This is a genomic window from Pseudoalteromonas sp. Isolate3, assembly GCF_022398505.1.
In the GTDB taxonomy this organism is placed as follows: domain Bacteria; phylum Pseudomonadota; class Gammaproteobacteria; order Enterobacterales; family Alteromonadaceae; genus Pseudoalteromonas; species Pseudoalteromonas apostichopi.
This window is the reverse complement of the sequence record NZ_JAKEVN010000048.1, coordinates 1-21,101: the sequence shown is the minus strand read 5'-3', so window position 1 is coordinate 21,101 and position 21,101 is coordinate 1. Positions and strand designations below refer to the sequence as shown.

Below are 21,101 nucleotides of genomic sequence, written 5' to 3'. Positions count from 1 at the left end.
CACTATAAAGGAAATCATAACGCTGCCAATCAAATTTAACTTATGATACCCTCCTCGCCCGTTTCGGGCTAGTTATTCAGGGCAATGTAGATGATAAACGATGAAAATTTATGCATTAAATTAGAATTAAGCGGTGATTGCATCACGCTATTTACTCATTTCGCTCATTTGCCCCACGCCGTGTTACTTGATTCAGCTAATAGCGAGCATGTGAATAGCCGTTTCGATATCATTGCCATTGCGCCATTAAAGCAATTAGAGGTGCGCGATAATCAGTGCTTTGTAGATGGTAAATTACAATCAAGTGATTGCTTTAGTTTGATGAAATCTGGTCTTAGGGAGTTTAATCACACACCAAACTCAAACAACCTACCTTTTACTGGTGGTTGGCTTGGTTATTTTGGTTATGATTTAGGTCGCGTGATTGAAAGCATGCCGACTACTGCCAAAAACGATATTAATATGCCGCAAATGGCAATAGGTCTTTATCCTGATGCCCTTATTTTTGATAAGCAACAACAAAGCTGGTTTTACGTCTGTCAGCCAAATCATAATCGCTTAGCACTCTATCAACAGCAGCTAAACGAAACACCAGAAAGTGCAGAGTTCGCTCTAACAAGTGGCTGGCACTCAAATATGACCAAAGCCAGCTACAGCGAAAAGTTTGAACAAATTCAAGCTTATTTAAAAAGCGGTGATTGCTACCAAATCAACCTTGCTCAGCGATTTAAAGCTGAATTTTCGGGTTCAACATGGCAAGCCTATAAACAGTTGCGAGAAGCCAATAAAGCACCATTCTCAAGCTATATAAACCACCCTGATGGCGCTATTTTATCAATCTCGCCTGAGCGTTTTATTTCAGTTAATCAGGGCCAAATAGAAACCAAACCAATTAAAGGAACGCTTCCTCGTTTGGCCGACCATGAACAAGACCAAGCGCAAGCTTCTCGCTTACAACAATCTGAGAAAGACCGTGCGGAAAATGTCATGATTGTCGATCTTTTGCGTAATGATTTAGGAAAAGTTGCCCGTCCAGGTAGTGTCACCGTGCCGTCCTTATTTGCCATAGAGAGCTTTCCGGCAGTACATCACTTAGTAAGTACTGTGCGCGCAGAATTAGCGGATGGCAAAGATGCCGTTGACCAAATTCATGCTGCTTTTCCAGGCGGTTCAATTACTGGAGCACCAAAAATTCGTGCAATGGAAATTATAGAAGAGCTTGAACCGCATCGTCGTAATGTTTACTGCGGCTCAATTGGCTATTTGAGTGCCTGTGGCAACATGGATACTAGTATCACAATTCGTACTTTAGTGTGTCATCAAGGTGCTATCTATTGCTGGGCTGGCGGTGGCATTGTGGCTGATTCAAAGGTCGACTTGGAGTACCAAGAAACTTACGATAAAGTAAATAAAATACTGCCTTTGTTAAAGTAAAAGTTGAAGTAACTACCTTGAATAGTCAGCAAATAATAGCTCGTTTTAGTTTAAGTAAAACCACACAGAGCCCTAGCACCATTCGCTTTAATGCCGAAAAGCGCGCCAGTGCCGTGATGCTACCATTGCTTGATGTAAATGACGAAGCACATTTATTACTATGTAAACGACCAAGTTATCTGCTTCACCACCCGGGGGAAATTTGCTTACCAGGTGGTAAGTATGAAAAGCATGATGACTCTTTGATGCACACAGCCCTTCGAGAGCTCAATGAAGAGCTCAATATTGCGACACATCAAGTGACGGTTCACGGTAAATTACACCAATACGCGACCCTAACCGGTTTCACTATTGAGCCATTTGTTTGTGTCCTTAGCGAAGGCACAACATGGCAGGCAGATCCCAACGAAGTTGCTGCTAGCTTTTTACTGCCTTTATCTTATTTGAGTAATCAACAAAATTGGCAGCCCCTGCCCTTTGAACGAAATGGTAAAATCATTATTTTACAAGGCTTAATGACCCCGCATGGTCTGCTTTGGGGGGCAACAGCCAGCATTATTAATAACTTTATCAAACAGCTCGCCCTACCAGTTTAATTATCCTGTTTTTAGGGTTACACAGACACGTTTAAACGTTATCATGTGGCACCGTTCAAAGGCAGGTAGTATGCCGTTAATAGAAAAATGAGTAGCAAATTATGATCAGTGCATTCGATATGTTTAGTATTGGTATTGGCCCATCGTCATCTCACACTGTTGGCCCAATGCGCGCTTCGCGTTTATTTGTAAACGAATTAGAAGAAAAAAACTTACTTGCAAACGTGACCGATATTAAAGTTGAGCTGTTTGGCTCATTAGGGCAGACAGGTATTGGCCACGGCTCTGGTAAAGCCGTAATATTAGGTCTTGCTGGTTATGATCCAGAAACCATTGATGCTGATTTAGTAGACGATATCCTCGCAAAAATCGAAAAAGAACAGGTTATTTATTTAAACCAAAGCCATAAAGCCAATTTCCCAAAGCAAGGGGCGATTGTATTCCACCGCCGTAAAACACTACCAAAACATTCAAATGCAATGGAAATCATTGCCAGCCAAAATGGCGAAAAATTATTTAGTAAGGTGTATTACTCAATCGGTGGTGGTTTTATCGTAAGCGATGATGAGTTCGAGAACGAAAAACAAAAAGCGCTCGAGATACGCGAAGAAAACCCAGCTCCTTACCCGTTTAATACTGCAAAAGAGCTATTAGATCTATGCCGTGAATCAGGTTTTAGTGTATCAACGCTTATGATGCACAACGAAAAAACTCTACGCAGCGAAAAAGACATTAAAGATGAGCTGTTTAATATTTGGCAAGTAATGAAAGCCTGTGTCGAGCGAGGTATGCGTACAGAGGGTATCTTACCAGGTGGTTTAAAAGTAAAACGCCGCGCACCAAGCTTACACCTTAAATTAAATATTGAGGTTAATAATGACCCATTGCGCGCAATGGACTGGGTTGATTTGTTTGCTCTTGCAGTAAATGAAGAAAATGCAGCAGGTGGCCGTGTTGTTACCGCACCAACCAATGGTGCTGCGGGTATCTTGCCAGCGGTATTAATGTATTATCACACTTTCATTAAAGAAGTAGACCGTGATATTGCAACACGTTATTTATTAACAGCTGCAGCAATTGGTATTTTATATAAAAAGAATGCTTCAATTTCGGGTGCTGAAGTAGGTTGCCAAGGTGAAGTGGGCGTTGCCTGTTCAATGGCCGCTGGTGCACTAACTGAAATAATGGGTGGTAATGTTGTGCAAGTTGAAAATGCCGCTGAAATTGGTATGGAGCACAACCTAGGTCTTACTTGTGACCCAGTTGGCGGCCTTGTGCAAGTTCCGTGTATTGAACGTAATGCGATGGGTTCAATTAAAGCAATTAACGCATCACGTTTGGCAATGCGCGGTTCTGGCGAGCAAAAGGTTACGCTTGATAAGGTCATTAAAACCATGCTCGACACAGGAAATGATATGAAAACAAAATACAAAGAAACCGCGCGCGGTGGCTTAGCTGTTAATATCATCGAGTGTTAATTTATAGCACGTTTTGAGCACAATAAAAAAGCCGCTTTAACGCGGCTTTTTTATTACTTACTTTACCGGTAACTCAATGTTTTCAAATAGTTTATCAACATCTTCTTGATTACGTAATAAGCTTGCTTTTTCCACTAACTCTTTAGTTAAATGTGGTGCAAAACGCTCAATAAAATCATACATGTAGCTGCGTAAAAAGCTGCCTTTTCTAAAACCAATTTTGGTAGTGCTCGCTTCAAATAAGTGGCTTGCATCAATACACACTAAATCAGAATCAGTTATTTGATCAATCGCCATAGACGCCACAACACCCACACCTAGGCCTAAACGGACATAGGTTTTGATTACATCAGCGTCGGTTGCAGTAAATACAATATGCGGCTCAAGCCCATGCGCATTGAAAGCTTTATCTAATTCAGAACGACCCGTAAAACCAAACACATAAGTAATAAGTGGGTATTTAGCCACATCGGCAACGGTTAAATTATCAGCCTTTTGCGCGAGCGGATGTGTTTTTGCCACAACAATACTGCGATTCCAGTGATAACAAGGCAACATGACTAAATCAGAATATAAATGCAATGCCTCAGTCGCAATGGCAAAGTCAGCATCGCCGCGTGCTGCAGCATCTGAAATTTGTTGCGGCGTACCTTGATGCATGTGCAGCGAAACAGCTGGGTACTTTTTCATAAAACCTTGAATAACATTCGGCAATGCATAACGAGCCTGAGTATGAGTAGTCGCAATATTAAGCTTACCTTGATCGGGTAAGGTATGCTCATTGGCAACCGCTTTAATACCTTCAACTTTTGACAGTATTTCCCGTGAGATATTAATAATTTCGTTACCTGCACTGGTTACATGGGTAAGGTGTTTACCACTGCGGCCAAAGATCTGTACACCGAGTTCGTCTTCAAGCATACGAACTTGTTTCGAGATCCCCGGTTGCGAGGTAAATAAACTTTCTGCTGTTGCGGATACATTCAGTTTATGATTTTGGACTTCGACTATATATCTGAGTTGTTGTAGTTTCATGGCTGCATTGTAGACGTTGTTATTGTTTATTTATAAAGGCTGTAAAGCGCAATGCCAAGCGATATTTCATCGCGCTATACATTTATATCGATTGTTTCTAAGGCTAACACATTAAATTACAGCTCGGTAGCGGTGTTTACTCGCAAAATATTCAATAAAGGTGCTAGTTTAAGGCTATACTCATTATAAAGTAGTAAGTGTAAGAAGTTTATTCGAGATAACTAACCGCAAAACTGTTCAGATCTAATCTTTTTAATGTAAGATAAAAAAATTAGATAGTTAAAACTGAGATTTAGTAATGATTGTTTCTATCATCATCATGCTCATTGTTGCATTAATTGTGATCGCACTATGGGTCAGTGCAGTGCAACAACATAAAGAAAAACAAGAAGCAGAGCGCCGTAAAGAGCTTACAAAACAGAAAAAAATCATTGAAGAAGCAGAGGATGTACTGCTTAACAGTGCCAATATCCCAATGTCTGAAAATATCCTACGTATTATTCAGCGTCGTATTTATGATGCTTTAGCAGGTATGGTAGAGCTCTCTCCAAGCTCAAAAGAATTGAAAAACAGATTAAAAGAATCAAAAGAACGTTTAGCCTCTCCTATCGAAGCTAATAATAGTGATGCATTAGCCCTACCAGATAACGACAAACAACTGATTGCCCTAATTCAAGGGATAAAGAAATTACGCGCCTTACTTCGCTCAGAGCATGGCAAAGGTAAAATAGATAGCCAAATATTTGTTGCTGAAGATAAACGTCTTGAAAAGTTACAACTGCGAATCAATGTAGAAAGCCAAATTAAGCGTGGTATCTCTGCCCGTTCAGCAAACATGGTGGGTTCTGCCAGACAGTATTTTGAAAAGGCACTTGCGACTCTCAGCGCAGTTAGCTATAGCGATGATTATGTTAATACCAAAAAGCAAGAAGTAGAGAATTATCTAGAAACGATTAGTTCTGAATTAAAAGCATCAAATGCAACGTCACTGAAGAAAAAAGCAGAACAAGAGCAAGACGATTTAGATGTATTATTCGCACCAAAGAAAAAGTGGTAAACCACTTTTTCTTTGCTTTGTGCTAATTAAGATAAAAACGCAAACTTAACAATAAACAGCGCTGTTAATACCCACACACTAATACTGATTTCATCTTTTTTACCACATACCAACTTCACCGCAGTATACGAAATAAAACCAAGTGCAATACCGTGAGCAATCGAGAAAGTTAACGGTGTCATTAATAATACCACGCTGACAGGGATTGCATCTGTCATATCATCCCAATTTACCAGCTTTAAGTTTTGCATCATTAAAACAGCAACATACAAAATCGCACCCGCAGTTGCATAAGCTGGGATCATACTAGCAAGTGGCGCAAAGAACATCATTAACAAAAAACAAATGCCTACAACCACAGCAGTAAGACCTGTACGGCCGCCCACTGACACACCTGCTACTGATTCAATGTAAGACGTTGTTGTTGATGTACCAAGCATTGAGCCTGCAATGGTAGCTGTGCTGTCGGCACTTAATGCACGACCTAAACGAGGCATTTTACCTTGTTCATCAGCAAGACCTGCTTTTTGCGTTACAGCAACTAAAGTGCCTGAAGTATCAAACAAATCAACAAATAAGAACGCAAAAACCACTGTTAGCATTGAGATTTCGAATGCGGCTGCAAAGTCCAATTGCATAAAGGTTGGTGCAATTGAAGGCGGCATTGAAATAATTCCTTGATATTCCACAAGGTCTAAACCAAGCGCAATAGCCGTTACTAGTAAAATACTAATAAGCACGCCGCTTTTCATATCGCGATATAACAGCGCAGCAATAACAAAGAAGCTAAAAATCGCAAGTAGTGGACCTGGGGCTGTGATATCGCCTAACTGCACTAAGGTTGCAGGGCTTGCTACGATAATCCCAGCGTTTTTCAATGCAATAAGCGCTAAGAAAGCACCGATACCTGTGGCAATGGCACGCTTTAATACCAGTGGAATAGCATCAATGATCCACTCTCTCACCTTAAATAGGCTTAAGAATAAGAAAATACAGCCAGACATAAAAACTGCACCTAATGCAGCTTGCCAAGTGTAGCCCATGCCCAAAACAACACCATAAGTGAAGAAGGCGTTTAAGCCCATACCCGGAGCCAGTGCTAATGGGTAGTTTGCCCATAAACCCATGATAAAACAGCCAATTGCAGCAGCAATACAGGTTGCTACGAATGCCGCACCTTGATCCATTCCCGCTTCTGCTAGCATGGCAGGGTTAACAAATACAATGTAAACCATGGTAATGAATGTTGTGATGCCAGCAATAGTCTCGCGGCGCACAGAGGTGTTGTTTTCAGTGATTTTGAAAAGTCTTTCGAACATGTTGAACTTTAAGTTGAGATTAATTGGCTAATTTTATCATATTTTATCTCAATAAGAGGACATTTTGCCTTGCAATGTTCTAAACTAATAAGGTCTTTTAATTCAAGAAAATAACTAAACTATGTCTGATAATTCGCCAGTAGGCTTAGATTTAGAGCAACAGCTTGATAATGTACTTGCCTTTATTACCCAACCCGATAAAGGGTCGGTGCCAGATAAAAGTGCACAATCTGTTGAAAACGTGCTAAACAAAGCTTTGTATTATTTAAAAAATGAACAGCCTCCCCTTGCAGCCAAATGGATGCGCCTAGCTGCTATGGCAGGTAATCATAGAGCGCAATTCTACATGGGGCTATTTTTTATCAAAGGGCAAGGTGTTCCGCACAGCGTATTTCATGGTGCGGTTTGGCTAAGTTTGGCAAGTAGTCAAGGATATGAGCCTGCAACCGCTGCTCTTGATGACCTTAGAAAGCACATTAGTACTCGCCGATTACATGATGCGCAAAGCTATGCAGCGACCTTATACGAACAAATCCACCAGCAACAGTTTGCTCATTTAATTCCTCGTGACCCTGACGCGAGCTAACACGCGTCAGGTTCTGCAACTCATTAATGCTGTCTTGTCAGTTTACTCTCAAATGTGATGAGACCTGCACCAACCACAAGCAATAAGATACCTAAAAACTCAAGCCACACATGGCCTTTATGCGGCTTGATAATAGGTGTTTTTGAAGTAAGGCTGTATAAGCGTCTGCTGTCTTGCTCGCCAGGCTCTACAAACGAGATGCCCTTATAGTCAGCTGAGATAATAAATTTAAAATCATGCCTGCTAATCATTTCTCGACGTTTTGCATCTATTTTCTCGCGGCTTTGTTCAACGAGTAGCGTTCGCCAATCATGAAAAATGCCATCTGGTTCATTATCTTTCACTTCACCGTATGATTTGTACTCATAGAACATTGTATTGAATAGCTTTTCTTGATGCCCTAAATAAAACATGGCACAGCCTAGCGCACTCAACAGTATGGCAACATATATCAATGAGCGCTGTTTAATGAATTGTTTATTACTTTGTCGCTTATACCAAGCTTCAATGTCAGGCACACTAATCAACCGAGCTTTATCTACAGAATGTTTTAATGGCTCCATAAAGTCACAAATTGTTAGGTTGAGCGCCGTTAGTATCGAACGAAATGTGTCATTTGAAGGCACTGATTTATCGTTCTCAAGTTTTGATAGGTAACTTTGCTCTATCCCTATTTGCTCAGCAAATTCTGGTTGGCTTAGTTTTAGCTCACAGCGATAGTGTTTTAGTTGTGTTCCGAATGTACTCATAACGCATTTCCTTTTGTTGTGGAGCCACTATTCTTTGCTATTCATGCAGATATAAGAAGCTGAATAAATAGGAATAATTAAGAATATTAGCAAGATAGGAAGAAATATACGAGATACGAGATACGAGATACAAGATACGAGATACGAGATACGAGATACGAGATACGAGATACGAGATACGAGATACGAGATACGAGATACGAGATACGAGATACGAGATACGATGTCAGTATAAGAGAAAAGTACGCTGTAATGTAAAGATTTATCTAATCATTTGTTTGAGGAAAACAAATGGCGGAGTGGACGGGACTCGAACCCGCGACCCCCGGCGTGACAGGCCGGTATTCTAACCAACTGAACTACCACTCCGCAGTGGTATGTGCATGGGGTAATGCACTTAATTTGTTTATGATATCAAATGGCGGAGTGGACGGGACTCGAACCCGCGACCCCCGGCGTGACAGGCCGGTATTCTAACCAACTGAACTACCACTCCGCAGAGATATCATTGTTATTACTTAATTTGTTGGCGGAGTGGACGGGACTCGAACCCGCGACCCCCGGCGTGACAGGCCGGTATTCTAACCAACTGAACTACCACTCCGCGATACAAATTTTGTAATAAAATAGCGTTTAAATAATGGCGGAGTGGACGGGACTCGAACCCGCGACCCCCGGCGTGACAGGCCGGTATTCTAACCAACTGAACTACCACTCCGCAGTATCTAATGCTATTTATTTTCCTATTGGCGGAGTGGACGGGACTCGAACCCGCGACCCCCGGCGTGACAGGCCGGTATTCTAACCAACTGAACTACCACTCCGCAAAGGAAAATGTTTTACAACCATAAGTTGTGCAAGTAATTGGCGGAGTGGACGGGGCTCGAACCCGCGACCCCCGGCGTGACAGGCCGGTATTCTAACCAACTGAACTACCACTCCAGCGCATACTTACAAATTGTCGAAAATTGGCGGAGTGGACGGGACTCGAACCCGCGACCCCCGGCGTGACAGGCCGGTATTCTAACCAACTGAACTACCACTCCACATTTTCGTTGCTGACTGAGTCTCCCCTGACAGCGGCGTGAATAATACGAATCACCCTCTGGTTCGTCAAGGGGTTTTTTGTATTTTTACAGGTTTTTTAGTCATCTGACATCGAAAGGTTTAAAATTTCACCTGATTTGTCATTTTTTGAGCCGTTTTTGCCAACTTCATTTTCATTCGTTGCTTGCTCATCATTTTCGGTTTGATTTTTTTTCTTTAAAAATGGTAACGAGAATTTAAATTTAAGCGGTTTCTTTTGAACAAAAATTCTAATTGCTAGCCAACCCAATAAAAGTACGGTTAAATTTCCAACAACAATTAAGGTCACCATGAGCATGGTGGATGTTTTTTGTTCTTCTTCAAGAATTCGTTGTTGCTCCGCTTGCGCTTCTAAATCAATTTCAGGGCGAACAATTTCTGGTACAGCTTCAATTGGTCGCTCTATTTCAAATTTATAAGTAGGTAAAGTAGCCATAAATTCACGGTCATTTATATTGCTACCAAATACAGAAAGCTCGACACTGTATCGACCCCAATCATAATTTTTAATGGCAAGCTCACGTGTTTGCGATTTATCAGCATCTAAAGAGAACATTTGCTCTTCATTATTGGGGTAATATATTTTTCCTTGAATAAGCACTGTTTCTGGTTTGACGATTTCAGGATTTAAGGTGATCGTTAAAATGTGATCATCTTCATCTTGCTCAGCAAGTGCTATTTCGTAAGCAAAAGGCGGTTCGTGCACGACAATGGGTTTTTGTACCACGGTACGCTTTAATATAGGGGTTTCTATATAAAGCTCGGGTTGCCACTCCCCGGCTGGGAATATCAGCTTAAATTCACCGGTAAACACACCATCAAGAGGACGCTCATCAAAGCCACGCCCATCATCTCTAAAATCGGTAACACTTTGCGTACCTGCGCCAAAGTTTGCGAAATCACTATTATTAGTGCTGACAAAATCAACGTGTAGACTTATTACATCACGAAACTGGCCAACTTCTATAGGCTCACCATCATTTAATACGCGGCCAGTTAGTTTGACTGTTTCTCCACGAAACAGCATAGGCGGGAGTGGATCAACATTAAGCTCAATTTCACCCAGCACCATTATACGGCTATCTGGCAAAATGCTGCCGACTACTTGCCAGGGACCAGGCATTGGGTTGCTGATGGTGATCAAGTCATAGCTTAATTCATCATGCCAGTCGAGGTCATCATTTTTGACTGAGTCAGTAGCATAGTACTTGGTACCATCAGGGCGAACTAAAACAACGGCAGGCGCACCGCGCTTACGAAAGAAGAGTAAAGTAACTTTATCGATTTTATGGTCAATACGAAAACGGTTCTCTAGCAGGGGAATTTCATTTTGCACCCCATCACGTTCTAATGGGGTTATTTTATCTTGCTCGTTGGCAAATCCCGTTAAGGGAATTAAACACACTAATCCTGCTAGTAGTTGTTTTCTCATTTTATTACCCTATTCTGCACGCCATAAGCATTGACCACCTTTAGCGACCAAGTCTAAACGCTCTTCATGAGCGGCGTGCTCTTGTTCTGTTGCTCTTAATACGACAAGCGGTGCTCTATCAGCACTAAGTCGGCGAATACCACCAGCTTGTTGTGTTGAGCTTTCATCTTTATTTTGATTAAGATTCAGCTTTACTTGTCCACCCGTCATAGAAAGGTAAACATCTGCTAGAATTTCGGAATCCAGCAGTGCGCCGTGTAAGGTACGCTTTGAGTTATCAATATCGTAACGACGACAAAGTGCATCAAGGTTATTCTTTTGACCTGGATGCAAGTCACGCGCCATTTTCAAAGTATCAAGTACACTACATACATCGGCAGTATTCGGAAAACCTTGATTTAACAATGCAAATTCATTGTCCATGTGACCGATATCGAACGCAGCGTTGTGGATTACAAGCTCAGCGCCGCGAATATATTCTAAAAATTCATGAGCAATCTGGTGGTATAAAGGCTTATCACGCAAAAATTCATTGGTTATACCGTGAACGTCTATCGCTTCTTCTTCTATTTCACGCTGTGGATTGATATACACATGAAAGTTGTTGCCAGTAAGGCGGCGATTAACAAGTTCAACACAACCGATTTCAATAATGCGGTGGCCTTGCTTTGGGTCAATACCCGTGGTTTCTGTATCTAAAACTATTTGTCTATGTGCCATATCGTCTTAAGCCTGACTCTGGTATCTTTCTATCATCACTTTATTGTACACAATATCAAGGTAAAACAGTGCAGAAAACCGTAGAGATTTACACCGATGGATCATGTTTAGGTAATCCAGGGCCTGGAGGTTATGGCATCGTGATGCGATACAACGGCCACGAGAAGCAATTAAGTCAAGGTTATACCCTAACAACAAATAATCGGATGGAAATGCTCGCAGCTATCGTTGCACTAGAAACCCTCACCCGCACTTGTCACGTCATTCTCACCACCGATAGCCAATATGTGAAACAAGGGATTGAGTCATGGGTCGAAAATTGGAAAAAACGCGGCTGGAAAACAGCAGCAAAAAAGCCAGTCAAGAATGTCGATTTATGGAAACGACTTGATGCAGCATGCCAACAGCATGACGTAGAATGGCGCTGGGTAAAAGGCCATAGCGGCAATAAATATAATGAAATTGTTGACGATCTTGCTCGCGAAGCTGCTGGCAGCGATAAATTACTTGAAGACACAGGTTACGACGGTAATTAAGGTGCCTTGAAATAAACTTGGCGCAGGCCGTTTTATATTTTTGTTATATGTTATAAGATTTGGCTATAACGAATTATAAAGGACTCATTATGGCTCTGCGCATTCACTCTTTTTATCATCAACAAAGCGCCACTCTCTGTTATTTAGTTAGTTGTGAAAGCACTAAAGATTGCTTGCTGATTGATGCACCCGCTGATTTTGATATGCCAAGTGGTGAGTTAAGTTTTACAACAGCCAATGAGATCATCAGCTACATAAAGACTGAGCAGCTCACATTACAATGGCTACTTGAGACCCATGCACATGCTGACCATATCACCGCAGCAAGTTATATAAAGCAACAATTACAAAACACACATCCCTGTAAGCTTGGTACAGGCGAAGGGATCACACACGTTCAAAAACACTTTAGCCAACTTTATAATCTAGATATGCCATGTAATGGTGAACCGTTTGATGCCTTATTTGCTAATAAAGCACAATTTCAGTTAGGTGATTACACGGTTGATGTGATTGCCACACCGGGCCACACTCCTGATAGTGTGTGTTACCACATTGATGGCAATGTATTTGTAGGTGACACCTTCTTTATGCCAGACAGCGGCACAGCCCGCTGTGACTTCCCTGGAGGTAGTGCAGCCGAGTTATATGATTCACTACAACGTATTTTAGCTTTACCTGACGACACGGTACTTTGGATGTGTCATGACTACCAACCAGATGGCCGCCCTCTCGCGAACAAAACCACAGTGAAAGAGCAGCGTGAGCAAAACATTCATTTAAAAGGCGATAAACAAAGCTTTATTGCAACTCGGGAAGACCGCGATGCAACCTTAGCTGTACCAAAGCTGCTGCACCCTTCTATTCAATTAAATATTCGTGCAGGCCAATACCCAAGCAAAACGGATACTCACCAACACTATTTAGCTATCCCGCTCACAGTGCTGCTTTGATGTTTGTCTAAGCCCAGCTCCTTTTACCGGCGAAAATTGCGGCCTTGCATGCCATTTAGGTTTAATTGGTGTAAGCGGGGCCACACGTTTTCGAGCCACCAGCATATAAACACTACCCATTGGCTTTAAATATTGTTGACCAAAACTACGCCAAGCAGCAAAGCGTGATAAACGGCTCCCTCTTGCAAGCGATGAATGGATAAATCGCTCATCCGAAATAATCTCAAAACCCAATAGATTCAGCCAATCTTTTACTCGCGACGGTGTAAAAAAGCGCCCTGTCCAAGGAAGCTTTTGGCGACTAAAAGGTAAAAGCTGCGCCAATCCACACAAGCTAAACGGGTTAAAGCCCGTGATCACCAGATAGCCACCGGGAATTAAAGTACGGTGTGCTTCGCGTAAGATGTGGTGCGGATCAGAATGATATTCTAAGCAATGCGATAAAATACATGCATCAACACTGTGCTCATAAAAAGGCAGTTCGTCTACATCCGCAATTACACCGGTAAATAACCCCTGCTCTGCTACACAAACTTGATGCTTAATAGGACTTTCACTGGTTGCCAGCTCACCACTTAAATTACCAAGTTTGAGCATGTGATAGCCAAACATGCGTGGCAGCCATGGCGTTAGCTTACGTTCAATTTCAGCACGTAAATAGTCACCATGAGGGAACTGCTGCCAAGAGTATGGCTTAGGACCTTCTTGAAAACTAAGGGCTGGTTTCATTTTCTGAGCTCGTTATACTGTGTGTTAACTGTCACTTTATAGAGCAATTAAACATGGTGCAAGTTAAAGCAATTAAAGCCTTTTCTGATAATTACATTTGGTGCATCAGCAATAGGGCTGAGCAAACTGCATGGGTTGTAGACCCAGGTCAAGCAGAACCTGTTTTAAACTACCTAAACGAGCAAAACTTAACACTTTGCGGTATTTTGATTACCCATCACCACTATGACCATACCGATGGCGTTGCTGCACTGGTTAAGGCATTTCGTGATATTCCGGTTTATGGGCCAAGACACAGCCCTTTTAAAGGCATTACTCATGGCGTATCAGAAGCGGATAAAGTCACTGTGTATGATTACACTTTTACCGTGCTTGCGACACCCGGTCATACCCTAGACCATGTTTGTTACATTAATGACGAATTAAGTTTTACTGGCGACACCTTATTTAGTGCTGGCTGCGGACGATTATTTGAAGGCAGTGCTGAGCAAATGTGGCACTCGCTATGTAAATTAAGAGCCCTGCCAGATGAGTGTAAAATCTATTGCACTCATGAATACACGCAAGCCAACTTAGCATTTGCAAAAGCCGTTGAACCAAATAATGAATACCTACTCAACTACAGTGATAAAGTAGATATGCTGCGTGCCAACGGCGAAATAAGCCTGCCAACTCAGTTAGGCGTTGAAAAACAAATAAATCCATTTTTGCGTAGCAACGTAGCAACTATCACCGATGAGCTGCCTGATGAGCTAAAAATTAATTTGGATCTGAATGAACCTTGGCAACGCTTTTCAGGTCTCAGAGCTTGGAAAGATAACTTTTAAATAAACGTAAACGCCAGTGTTTACAATTTTGTATATTTAGATCAGCATCTTGCAATAATAAGCTGACATAAACTGGTCATAAAGTGGCAATATGTTCTCAGAGCAGGTAATATTCGCCGAGTTTTTTTACCTGATGTATGGGTATATATGTATAAGTCTCCTTTAGTTTTATCACTTGCGCTGATTTTAAGTGGCTGTCAATTAACAGCCTCTGACTCAGCAAGTACAGATGTTGCAAGCAATAATGTTGAGCAACAATTAGACGGCGCAAGTCCGAGCGACATCAATGATGCATTGATGATCAACGCTCAGTATCAACAATTAACCGATATTGATGAGCCGCCTCCTGTATTTGATGATGTATGGGAACGTATTCGCTACCAGCTTTCGATTGATGTGCCACAAAACCGCCCTGTTGTTGCTGAGCGTAACTATTATGCGCGTCATCAGGCCTATTTAGATCGTATCTCGAAGCGAGCTGAGCCATACCTATACTTCATTGTTGAAGAAGTCGAAAAACGTCAAATGCCAATCGAAATTGCCCTTTTACCCATTGTAGAAAGTGCATTTGACCCATTTGGCTATTCGCACCGCAGTGCTTCAGGTATCTGGCAATTTATGCCACAGACCGGTGAGCGTTTCGATTTAAAACAAAACTGGTGGTATGACGGTCGTCGTGACATTGTGCAATCGACCCGTGCAGCGCTAGATTACTTATCATATTTACACAAAACCTTAGAAGGCGATTGGCTAAATGCCATTGCGGCCTATAACTCAGGTGAAGGTCGTTTACTTCGCGCCATTAAAAAGAACCGTAAAAAGCATTTACCAACGGATTTTTGGTCACTTGATTTACCAAAAGAAACCACTTCGTACGTACCAAAGCTGTTAGCGCTGTCTGATCTAGTAAAACGCAGCGACGAGTTTGGTGTGAAGTGGCAGCCAATTATTAATGCTCAAGTAGTTGAAGCGGTTAATGTAGGTAGCCAAATCGACTTGGCACTCGCTGCTGATATGGCAGATATTAGCTTAACTGAACTTTATCGTTTGAACCCTGGTTTTAATCGCTGGGCGACTGATCCAAATGGACCGCACTTTTTATTATTACCGTCAGATAAAGTTGAATCGTTTTCTGAGAGACTAGCAAAAACAGAGCAAAAAGACCGACTGCGCTGGCAGCAATATGTGGTTGCACGTGGTGACAGCTTATCTGTGATTGCGAAGAAGTTTTCTACAAGTACAAATGCCATTAAAACGCTGAATAAACTTTCATCGAATACTATTCGTGTTGGTCAGCAATTACTTGTGCCACTAAGTGATGGTGAGATAAATAGCCAGCATTTACCAAAATCAGTACGTATGGCAGCGAATAAAGCAACACGTAAAAAGCTAAGCCATAAAGTCGCCAGTGGCGATACACTTTGGGATATCAGCCGTGAGTACGATGTGACTATTGCAGAACTAGCAACATGGAATAAGCTGAAAAAAAATTCAGTGCTTCGTGTTGGTCAAAAGCTAACTGTATATAAGGAAGAAAAGTCACAACTTGCTGCGACACAAACCAAAGAGCGAACAATTACCTATAAAGTTCGTCGTGGTGACTCGTTAGCGCGAATTGCCGCTAAGTTTAATGTTTCTGTGCAAGATATTATTAAATGGAACTCATTAGCTGGACAAAAATACATTCAGCCTGGGCAAAAGCTTAAGTTAAAAGTTGATGTACGAAGCGCATAACGGCTTCATTTTATGTTAAAAAAAGAGCGCCTTTAGGCGCTCTTTGTCTCTCTCACTTAGTATTTATGCTTTAAAGCCCATAAGTGTAATAACTCATTGGCAATGGTCGCTGCGGCAATCGCGGTTAATTCACTTTGATCATATGATGGCGATACTTCAACCACATCCATACCGACCATATTAATGCCCTTCAATGCACGAAGCACCTTAAGCACTTTATCGCTTGTTAAGCCACCACACACAGGTGTGCCTGTCCCTGGAGCGAATGCAGGGTCAAGGCAGTCAATATCAAAGGTTAGATACACAGGTAAGTCACCCACGCGTGCTTTGATTTGCTCAGCGATATCTTGTGCAGGTAAATCATTGGCAGCCATTGCATCAATCACCGCAAACTCATGTTTGCTCTGATCAAAGTCAGTACGAATACCAATTTGAATACTGTGTTCAACATCAATGAGTCCTTCCATCGGCGCATGATAAAACATGGTACCGTGATCATAACGTGAGCCATTGCTGTAAGTATCTGTGTGAGCATCAAAATGAACTAATGCCATCTTACCGTATTGCTTAGCATGGGCGCGCAGTAAAGGCAAAGTCACAAAATGGTCGCCACCTAAGCCTAATAATGTTTTACCTTGACGAAGAATTTGCTCAGCCGCTAATTCTAATTGCGCTGTAAAATATTCTGGATCACCTACTGGGTAGGTAAAATCACCAGCATCAGCTAATTTTAAACGCTCAAACAACGGGAACGTCCACGGGTACTTGATTTCTTCCCACGCAAGGTGCACAGAGGCACGACGAATTGCATCAGGGCCTAAACGTGCACCTGGGCGACCCGAGGTCGCCAGGTCAAATGGTAAACCTAGCACCACTACATCGGCATCGATTGCAGTGATGTTTTGCACCATCGGCTGACGTAGAAACGTCATGCCGTTTGAATATAACGAATGATCTGTGTGGTCAAACAATGTCGACATTGCTTATAACTCTTCTAAATAAGTGTAACCATTTAAGCCAGTTTGCAACTCATCTAATACGCTTTGCTGCTCTGATTCTGGTAATTTTGCCGCTACCAGTTGGGCGTAAGATTGCTGAAAACCTTCTACATCTAAATGTACATAACGCATCATGTCAGCAACGGTATCACCCTCGTTAACTTCAGTGATTTTCGCCTGACCCTGCTCGTCCATTTTTATAATTGCACTGTGCGTGTCACCAAATAAATTATGCATATCACCTAAAATCTCTTGGTAAGCACCCACTAAGAAAAAGCCCATTAAATAAGGTTTTTCTTCGCTAAATGCTGGTACCGGCAAGGTGCTTTCAATACCTTGACCATCGACATAGTGCTCCATAGCACCATCTGAGTCGCAGGTAATATCAAGTAACACTGCACGCTTTTGTGGTGCCTCTGTTAAACCACTTAAAGGCAAAACAGGAAACACTTGGTCAATACCCCATGCATCCGGTAATGACTGGAACAATGAAAAGTTCACAAAAAACTTATCTGCTAAACGCGCATTTAATTCATCAATAATCGGACGATGAAAACGGTTTTTGTTATCCATATGTTTGTTAAGTTCATAACATACACGTAAGTTAACTTGCTCCGCCCATGCTCGCTCTGTTAAATCTAATAAGCCAAGTGCAAATTGATTATGTGCTTCGGCTAAATCACCTTGGCTATCATGATAAATTTCAATTAATGCACGGTCGTCATTGTCATCACTTAACTGCTGCCATGATGTCCACATGTTTTTTAATAATAGTGGTGCATCAGCGGCTGGCGCTTGAATGTCTTCTGGTACATAGCTTTCGGTACCAATAACATTCGAAATCAATACAGCATGGTGCGCTGTTAACGCACGACCTGATTCAGAAATAATGCGCGGCATTGGTTGCTCATATAACTTACAGGTATCACCAATGGTGTATACAATGTTATTAGCATATTCACTTAAGCTGTAGTTCATTGAGTTATGAGACTGGCTACGTGTACCGTCATAATCTACCGCTAAACCGCCACCTACATCTAAACAATCAATTTGTGCACCTAATTTGCGTAACTCACAGTAAAAACGCGCAGCTTCACTCACACCTAAGCGAACATCGCGGATGTTTGCCATTTGCGAGCCAAGGTGAAAGTGTACAAGTTGGATCAGATCAAGTTGATCAGATGCTTTTAAACGATTAACCACACTGAGTACTTGCGATGCCGACAAACCAAATTTTGATTTTTCGCCACCACTTGCTTGCCACTTGCCCTTACCTTGCGACGCTAAACGTACACGAATACCAATGCGTGGCTTTACGTTTAACTCTTTTGCTTGGCTAAGCACCATGTCTAGCTCAGACAGTTTTTCAAGAACAATGTAAACCTTGTGACCTAGCTTCTCGCCAATCAGTGCTAAACGAATGTATTCTTGGTCTTTATAGCCATTACATACAATTACAGCACTGGTTTTTTCAGCCATGGCTAAAACCGTTAATAGCTCAGGTTTACTGCCCGCTTCTAGACCCAATTGCTTCTTTTCAATATCAGCTTGGCTTGCAACTATTTCTTCAACAACTTCGCGTTGTTGGTTTACTTTAATTGGATAAACAAGCAAATAGTCTTTCGGATAACCATAATTTTCAATCGCCGTGTTAAATGCCTGACATAAGCTATGTACACGATGATGTAAAATTTGTGGAAAACGAACCAACGCAGGCAAGCTTAAGCCTTTGTCTTGTAATTGCTGTGCGATATCGATTAGTGCAATGGTTTGCTCTGGGGCATGGGCCTTTGGCGCAACATACACATCACCTTGATCATTAATACCAAAGAAACCTTGGCTCCAATGACGAACATTGTAACTCGTGCGAGCTTGTTCTAGTGATGTTGTCTCTTTCATCTATCTTTCTCTTTTATTTTAGTAATGCCAAAAACGGCAAGGGTTGTTGCCGCGCATTAAAAGAAAAATAGTGATTCAAGTCCAACAAGAATTTTTACTCGTAACGAGTGATTTTTAATGTGAAAAACGAATCGAAATTCCCTACCCATACTCAAAATTATTTAAGGACAGGCACTGTAAACAAGAATACATATTAGTGGACTGTTTTTCATTTTAGAGTATTTTAGAGGACAGGCACTACTTTTGTGATTTCATCTGCTTTTGTTGAGTTCGATCCCAAGCGCCTCCATGCCTCATATTGCTCGTTATCATGCCACGTAATACCGATGTACTCTTGCCAATTTTCAAAGTCCTTTGTCCGAAACTTTTCAACCCCACACCCTCCTGCACCAAAAGATGTGCGGCAAATTTTTACAGTAAGATAAGTACCATCAAAACTAAGCTGTGATTGTTTATCAGTGCAAACACTTAAAGGCCGATAAGGAAATGTAAGAATAACTTTTGATTCTATAGTGCCATTATGATTGAAGACACCAGTTAGGGAGTGACATGAGTTTAAGTAGAACTGGGTGGTATCAATAGTAAAGTCGGGTTGCTTACTCTTAGAAGTAATAGATACTTGTGACTTATCACCACAGGCAGTAATCAAAAAAATCGTAACAAAACATATGAATTGTAAGGAATATTTATAAATTAGGATAACCTCAATAAAACATGGCTTAATACCTAACTTACTGGTTAAGCCCTAACTCCATAAATAAACTTTGTGGATTTTCGCTATAGTTACCAAACGGACCACAACGATTGAAGCCTAAGTTTTCATATAGGCTAATGGATTCTGTTTGTTTAGGGCCTGTTTCTAATCGAATAAGCGGAATTTGCTGCTCACCTGCGTGATGCAAGAGTATTTGCATAATTCGACGTGATAAACCTTTACCACGGTAACTTGGTTTTACATATAGGCGGCGGATCTCACCATATGGAGGATTGCCTTCTTGCATCACGATTGCACCACAAGCAACGATACCATCTTCATTTTTCAAGCCAATGGCATAAACATTAGGTTCAGCAAGTTCTTCAACACTTAAGGATTGAGCGGTTGCAACAGGATATAATGAGTTTATGAGTCGGTCTATATCAGAAAACACGTGTACTACTTCAGGATCATGTGGATTTAAATCGACTAACTGCATAAAACTCCCATTTTTATATGTCGTTTTTGTTAATGATGTTAACAATGATATCGGATATTAGTTTAATCCTCTACTGTTGTTTTCAATATTCATTTTTATAGGTACTGTTCAGACCGCCATACTATCGCTTAGTTCAATAGTATGTAACTGAAAAAACGCCCAGTTGATAAAAATTAAAGTCCAACCTACACCGCTCAATTAAAGATTAATGATTTTTACTGACAACTTTAAGAAGACAGTCACTTTAGTTTTTAATTTAACTAAAATGGACAGGCACTTAAAAATAAAAACCTTAGACTTAGGTTAAAACTCCTCTCAACCTCTCTAAACTTGACCTTGCAAAGCCCGCTTAACTATAAAGGTCTTTCTTTTCCTTTAATCTTAAAACTGATTTTGATTAATTTGAGAAACGCTAGCCATTTCAAAGCAATGGTTTTAAAAAATAATATTACAAAAATCACATAAAAGAATTAGCTAGCTAACAGTAATAGACTATTAGTCCTGTTACTTCGCCGCTTTCGAGCAGTTTTACTACAGTAGTTTTCAATAGCTTGTATTCGACCTACAGCACCGTGAAATAAATGTTCAAACTGTGTTGTTAATGTTAGCCAATTTGCTGGCTCGAGATTAAGCCTCTCAAGGATAGGAGGTAAATGATGATCTATATATCCGCGTTTATCCGTGCTAATACAACGCCCTGTCTGCTCTACAAGTAACAGGTATGACTTTAACTCAAAAGG

19 protein-coding genes, 7 tRNA genes and 1 pseudogene are annotated in these 21,101 nt (G+C 41.3%); 9 read left to right on the top strand and 18 right to left on the bottom strand.

Features of this window, described 5'->3' with window-relative positions; genetic code table 11:
* Positions 1-90: 90 nt before the first annotated feature.
* From pabB to L1D46_RS11150, 3 genes are all read left to right on the top strand, one after another.
* A complete protein-coding gene (gene pabB / locus L1D46_RS11160; RefSeq protein ID WP_239977565.1) occupies positions 91-1,434 on the top strand; it encodes an aminodeoxychorismate synthase component I in 1,344 nt (447 codons plus the stop codon).
* A gap of 17 nt (positions 1,435-1,451) precedes the next feature.
* Positions 1,452-2,030, top strand: coding sequence for a CoA pyrophosphatase (locus L1D46_RS11155; RefSeq protein ID WP_130051205.1), 579 nt, complete (start codon positions 1,452-1,454; stop codon positions 2,028-2,030).
* A gap of 101 nt (positions 2,031-2,131) precedes the next feature.
* The gene (locus L1D46_RS11150; RefSeq protein WP_239977564.1) at positions 2,132-3,508 is read left to right on the top strand and encodes an L-serine ammonia-lyase; all 1,377 of its coding nucleotides are present in this window, start codon (positions 2,132-2,134) and stop codon (positions 3,506-3,508) included.
* A 57-nt stretch (positions 3,509-3,565) separates the two neighbouring features.
* Here L1D46_RS11150 and cysB read toward each other — a convergent pair whose 3' ends face one another.
* Positions 3,566-4,543, bottom strand: coding sequence for an HTH-type transcriptional regulator CysB (cysB, locus tag L1D46_RS11145; protein WP_130051203.1), 978 nt, complete (start codon positions 4,541-4,543; stop codon positions 3,566-3,568).
* Between the two features lie 298 nt (positions 4,544-4,841).
* Here cysB and L1D46_RS11140 point away from each other — a divergent pair, with 298 nt between their 5' ends.
* Positions 4,842-5,600, top strand: coding sequence for a hypothetical protein (locus tag L1D46_RS11140; protein ID WP_130051202.1), 759 nt, complete (start codon positions 4,842-4,844; stop codon positions 5,598-5,600).
* A 26-nt stretch (positions 5,601-5,626) separates the two neighbouring features.
* On the opposite strand, the gene L1D46_RS11135 is transcribed toward L1D46_RS11140, so the two are convergent.
* Complete coding sequence (locus L1D46_RS11135; RefSeq protein WP_167657755.1) at positions 5,627-6,919, bottom strand: NCS2 family permease; 1,293 nt, start codon at positions 6,917-6,919, stop codon at positions 5,627-5,629.
* Between the two features lie 121 nt (positions 6,920-7,040).
* On the opposite strand from L1D46_RS11135, the gene L1D46_RS11130 reads away from it, so the two are divergent.
* Positions 7,041-7,505: a sel1 repeat family protein gene (locus L1D46_RS11130; protein ID WP_239977563.1), complete on the top strand. Its 465-nt coding sequence runs from the start codon at positions 7,041-7,043 to the stop codon at positions 7,503-7,505.
* Between the two features lie 23 nt (positions 7,506-7,528).
* Here L1D46_RS11130 and L1D46_RS11125 read toward each other — a convergent pair whose 3' ends face one another.
* The 10 genes from L1D46_RS11125 to dnaQ form a co-directional block, all read right to left on the bottom strand.
* Entirely contained in the window at positions 7,529-8,254 is a 726-nt protein-coding gene (locus L1D46_RS11125; protein ID WP_239977562.1) for a helix-turn-helix transcriptional regulator, read from the bottom strand.
* A 292-nt stretch (positions 8,255-8,546) separates the two neighbouring features.
* Positions 8,547-8,623, bottom strand: a tRNA-Asp gene (locus L1D46_RS11120).
* A gap of 50 nt (positions 8,624-8,673) precedes the next feature.
* A tRNA-Asp gene (locus L1D46_RS11115) sits at positions 8,674-8,750 on the bottom strand.
* Between the two features lie 31 nt (positions 8,751-8,781).
* Positions 8,782-8,858, bottom strand: a tRNA-Asp gene (locus L1D46_RS11110).
* A gap of 37 nt (positions 8,859-8,895) precedes the next feature.
* Positions 8,896-8,972: transfer RNA gene (locus L1D46_RS11105), tRNA-Asp, on the bottom strand.
* A 29-nt stretch (positions 8,973-9,001) separates the two neighbouring features.
* Positions 9,002-9,078: transfer RNA gene (locus L1D46_RS11100), tRNA-Asp, on the bottom strand.
* 41 nt (positions 9,079-9,119) lie between these two features.
* Positions 9,120-9,196 (bottom strand) — tRNA-Asp (locus L1D46_RS11095).
* Positions 9,197-9,223: 27 nt separating this feature from the next.
* Positions 9,224-9,300 (bottom strand) — tRNA-Asp (locus tag L1D46_RS11090).
* A gap of 98 nt (positions 9,301-9,398) precedes the next feature.
* Complete coding sequence (locus L1D46_RS11085; RefSeq protein WP_178927157.1) at positions 9,399-10,772, bottom strand: TIGR03503 family protein; 1,374 nt, start codon at positions 10,770-10,772, stop codon at positions 9,399-9,401.
* Positions 10,773-10,781: 9 nt separating this feature from the next.
* Positions 10,782-11,492: a DNA polymerase III subunit epsilon gene (gene dnaQ, locus L1D46_RS11080; RefSeq protein WP_130051199.1), complete on the bottom strand. Its 711-nt coding sequence runs from the start codon at positions 11,490-11,492 to the stop codon at positions 10,782-10,784.
* 68 nt (positions 11,493-11,560) lie between these two features.
* Between dnaQ and rnhA the strand changes: the two genes are divergently transcribed.
* Together rnhA and L1D46_RS11070 are read left to right on the top strand one after the other, a co-directional pair.
* Positions 11,561-12,028: a ribonuclease HI gene (rnhA, locus tag L1D46_RS11075; protein ID WP_239977561.1), complete on the top strand. Its 468-nt coding sequence runs from the start codon at positions 11,561-11,563 to the stop codon at positions 12,026-12,028.
* 89 nt (positions 12,029-12,117) lie between these two features.
* A complete protein-coding gene (locus tag L1D46_RS11070) occupies positions 12,118-12,981 on the top strand; it encodes an MBL fold metallo-hydrolase (RefSeq protein WP_130051197.1) in 864 nt (287 codons plus the stop codon).
* Here L1D46_RS11070 and L1D46_RS11065 read toward each other — a convergent pair.
* Complete coding sequence (locus L1D46_RS11065) at positions 12,952-13,710, bottom strand: class I SAM-dependent methyltransferase (protein WP_130051196.1); 759 nt, start codon at positions 13,708-13,710, stop codon at positions 12,952-12,954. The two genes, L1D46_RS11070 and L1D46_RS11065, sit on opposite strands and share 30 nt — an antisense overlap.
* 53 nt (positions 13,711-13,763) lie before the next feature.
* On the opposite strand from L1D46_RS11065, the gene gloB reads away from it, so the two are divergent.
* The gene (gene gloB, locus L1D46_RS11060; protein ID WP_239977560.1) at positions 13,764-14,537 is read left to right on the top strand and encodes a hydroxyacylglutathione hydrolase; all 774 of its coding nucleotides are present in this window, start codon (positions 13,764-13,766) and stop codon (positions 14,535-14,537) included.
* 147 nt (positions 14,538-14,684) lie between these two features.
* Complete coding sequence (locus tag L1D46_RS11055; protein ID WP_239977559.1) at positions 14,685-16,271, top strand: LysM peptidoglycan-binding domain-containing protein; 1,587 nt, start codon at positions 14,685-14,687, stop codon at positions 16,269-16,271.
* Between the two features lie 56 nt (positions 16,272-16,327).
* On the opposite strand, the gene speB is transcribed toward L1D46_RS11055, so the two are convergent.
* The 5 genes and pseudogenes from speB to L1D46_RS11030 form a co-directional block, all read right to left on the bottom strand.
* Positions 16,328-17,251, bottom strand: coding sequence for an agmatinase (speB, locus tag L1D46_RS11050; RefSeq protein ID WP_130051193.1), 924 nt, complete (start codon positions 17,249-17,251; stop codon positions 16,328-16,330).
* Between the two features lie 3 nt (positions 17,252-17,254).
* Positions 17,255-19,168 carry a biosynthetic arginine decarboxylase gene (gene speA, locus L1D46_RS11045; RefSeq protein WP_130051192.1) on the bottom strand — a complete coding sequence of 638 codons (1,914 nt, stop codon included), beginning with the start codon at positions 19,166-19,168 and terminating at the stop codon, positions 17,255-17,257.
* A 223-nt stretch (positions 19,169-19,391) separates the two neighbouring features.
* Positions 19,392-19,817, bottom strand: a complete 426-nt coding sequence (locus tag L1D46_RS11040; protein ID WP_239977558.1) for a hypothetical protein — start codon at positions 19,815-19,817, stop codon at positions 19,392-19,394.
* Between the two features lie 82 nt (positions 19,818-19,899).
* Complete coding sequence (locus tag L1D46_RS11035; protein WP_105174581.1) at positions 19,900-20,361, bottom strand: GNAT family N-acetyltransferase; 462 nt, start codon at positions 20,359-20,361, stop codon at positions 19,900-19,902.
* A gap of 470 nt (positions 20,362-20,831) precedes the next feature.
* Positions 20,832-21,101 (bottom strand): annotated as a pseudogene (locus L1D46_RS11030) (transposase); the annotation flags it as partial.

Excerpts from the sequence above, each read along its gene's own strand:
- pabB (WP_239977565.1), top strand. The coding sequence starts at position 91 with ATGATAAACGATGAAAATTTATGCATTAAATTAGAATTAAGCGGTGAT.
- L1D46_RS11150 (WP_239977564.1), top strand. The coding sequence starts at position 2,132 with ATGATCAGTGCATTCGATATGTTTAGTATTGGTATTGGCCCATCGTCA.
- cysB (WP_130051203.1), bottom strand. The coding sequence starts at position 4,543 with ATGAAACTACAACAACTCAGATATATAGTCGAAGTCCAAAATCATAAA.
- L1D46_RS11140 (WP_130051202.1), top strand. The coding sequence starts at position 4,842 with ATGATTGTTTCTATCATCATCATGCTCATTGTTGCATTAATTGTGATC.
- L1D46_RS11135 (WP_167657755.1), bottom strand. The coding sequence starts at position 6,919 with ATGTTCGAAAGACTTTTCAAAATCACTGAAAACAACACCTCTGTGCGC.
- L1D46_RS11130 (WP_239977563.1), top strand. The coding sequence starts at position 7,041 with ATGTCTGATAATTCGCCAGTAGGCTTAGATTTAGAGCAACAGCTTGAT.
- L1D46_RS11125 (WP_239977562.1), bottom strand. The coding sequence starts at position 8,254 with ATGAGTACATTCGGAACACAACTAAAACACTATCGCTGTGAGCTAAAA.
- L1D46_RS11085 (WP_178927157.1), bottom strand. The coding sequence starts at position 10,772 with ATGAGAAAACAACTACTAGCAGGATTAGTGTGTTTAATTCCCTTAACG.
- dnaQ (WP_130051199.1), bottom strand. The coding sequence starts at position 11,492 with ATGGCACATAGACAAATAGTTTTAGATACAGAAACCACGGGTATTGAC.
- L1D46_RS11070 (WP_130051197.1), top strand. The coding sequence starts at position 12,118 with ATGGCTCTGCGCATTCACTCTTTTTATCATCAACAAAGCGCCACTCTC.
- L1D46_RS11065 (WP_130051196.1), bottom strand. The coding sequence starts at position 13,710 with ATGAAACCAGCCCTTAGTTTTCAAGAAGGTCCTAAGCCATACTCTTGG.
- gloB (WP_239977560.1), top strand. The coding sequence starts at position 13,764 with ATGGTGCAAGTTAAAGCAATTAAAGCCTTTTCTGATAATTACATTTGG.
- L1D46_RS11055 (WP_239977559.1), top strand. The coding sequence starts at position 14,685 with ATGTATAAGTCTCCTTTAGTTTTATCACTTGCGCTGATTTTAAGTGGC.
- speB (WP_130051193.1), bottom strand. The coding sequence starts at position 17,251 with ATGTCGACATTGTTTGACCACACAGATCATTCGTTATATTCAAACGGC.
- speA (WP_130051192.1), bottom strand. The coding sequence starts at position 19,168 with ATGAAAGAGACAACATCACTAGAACAAGCTCGCACGAGTTACAATGTT.
- L1D46_RS11035 (WP_105174581.1), bottom strand. The coding sequence starts at position 20,361 with ATGCAGTTAGTCGATTTAAATCCACATGATCCTGAAGTAGTACACGTG.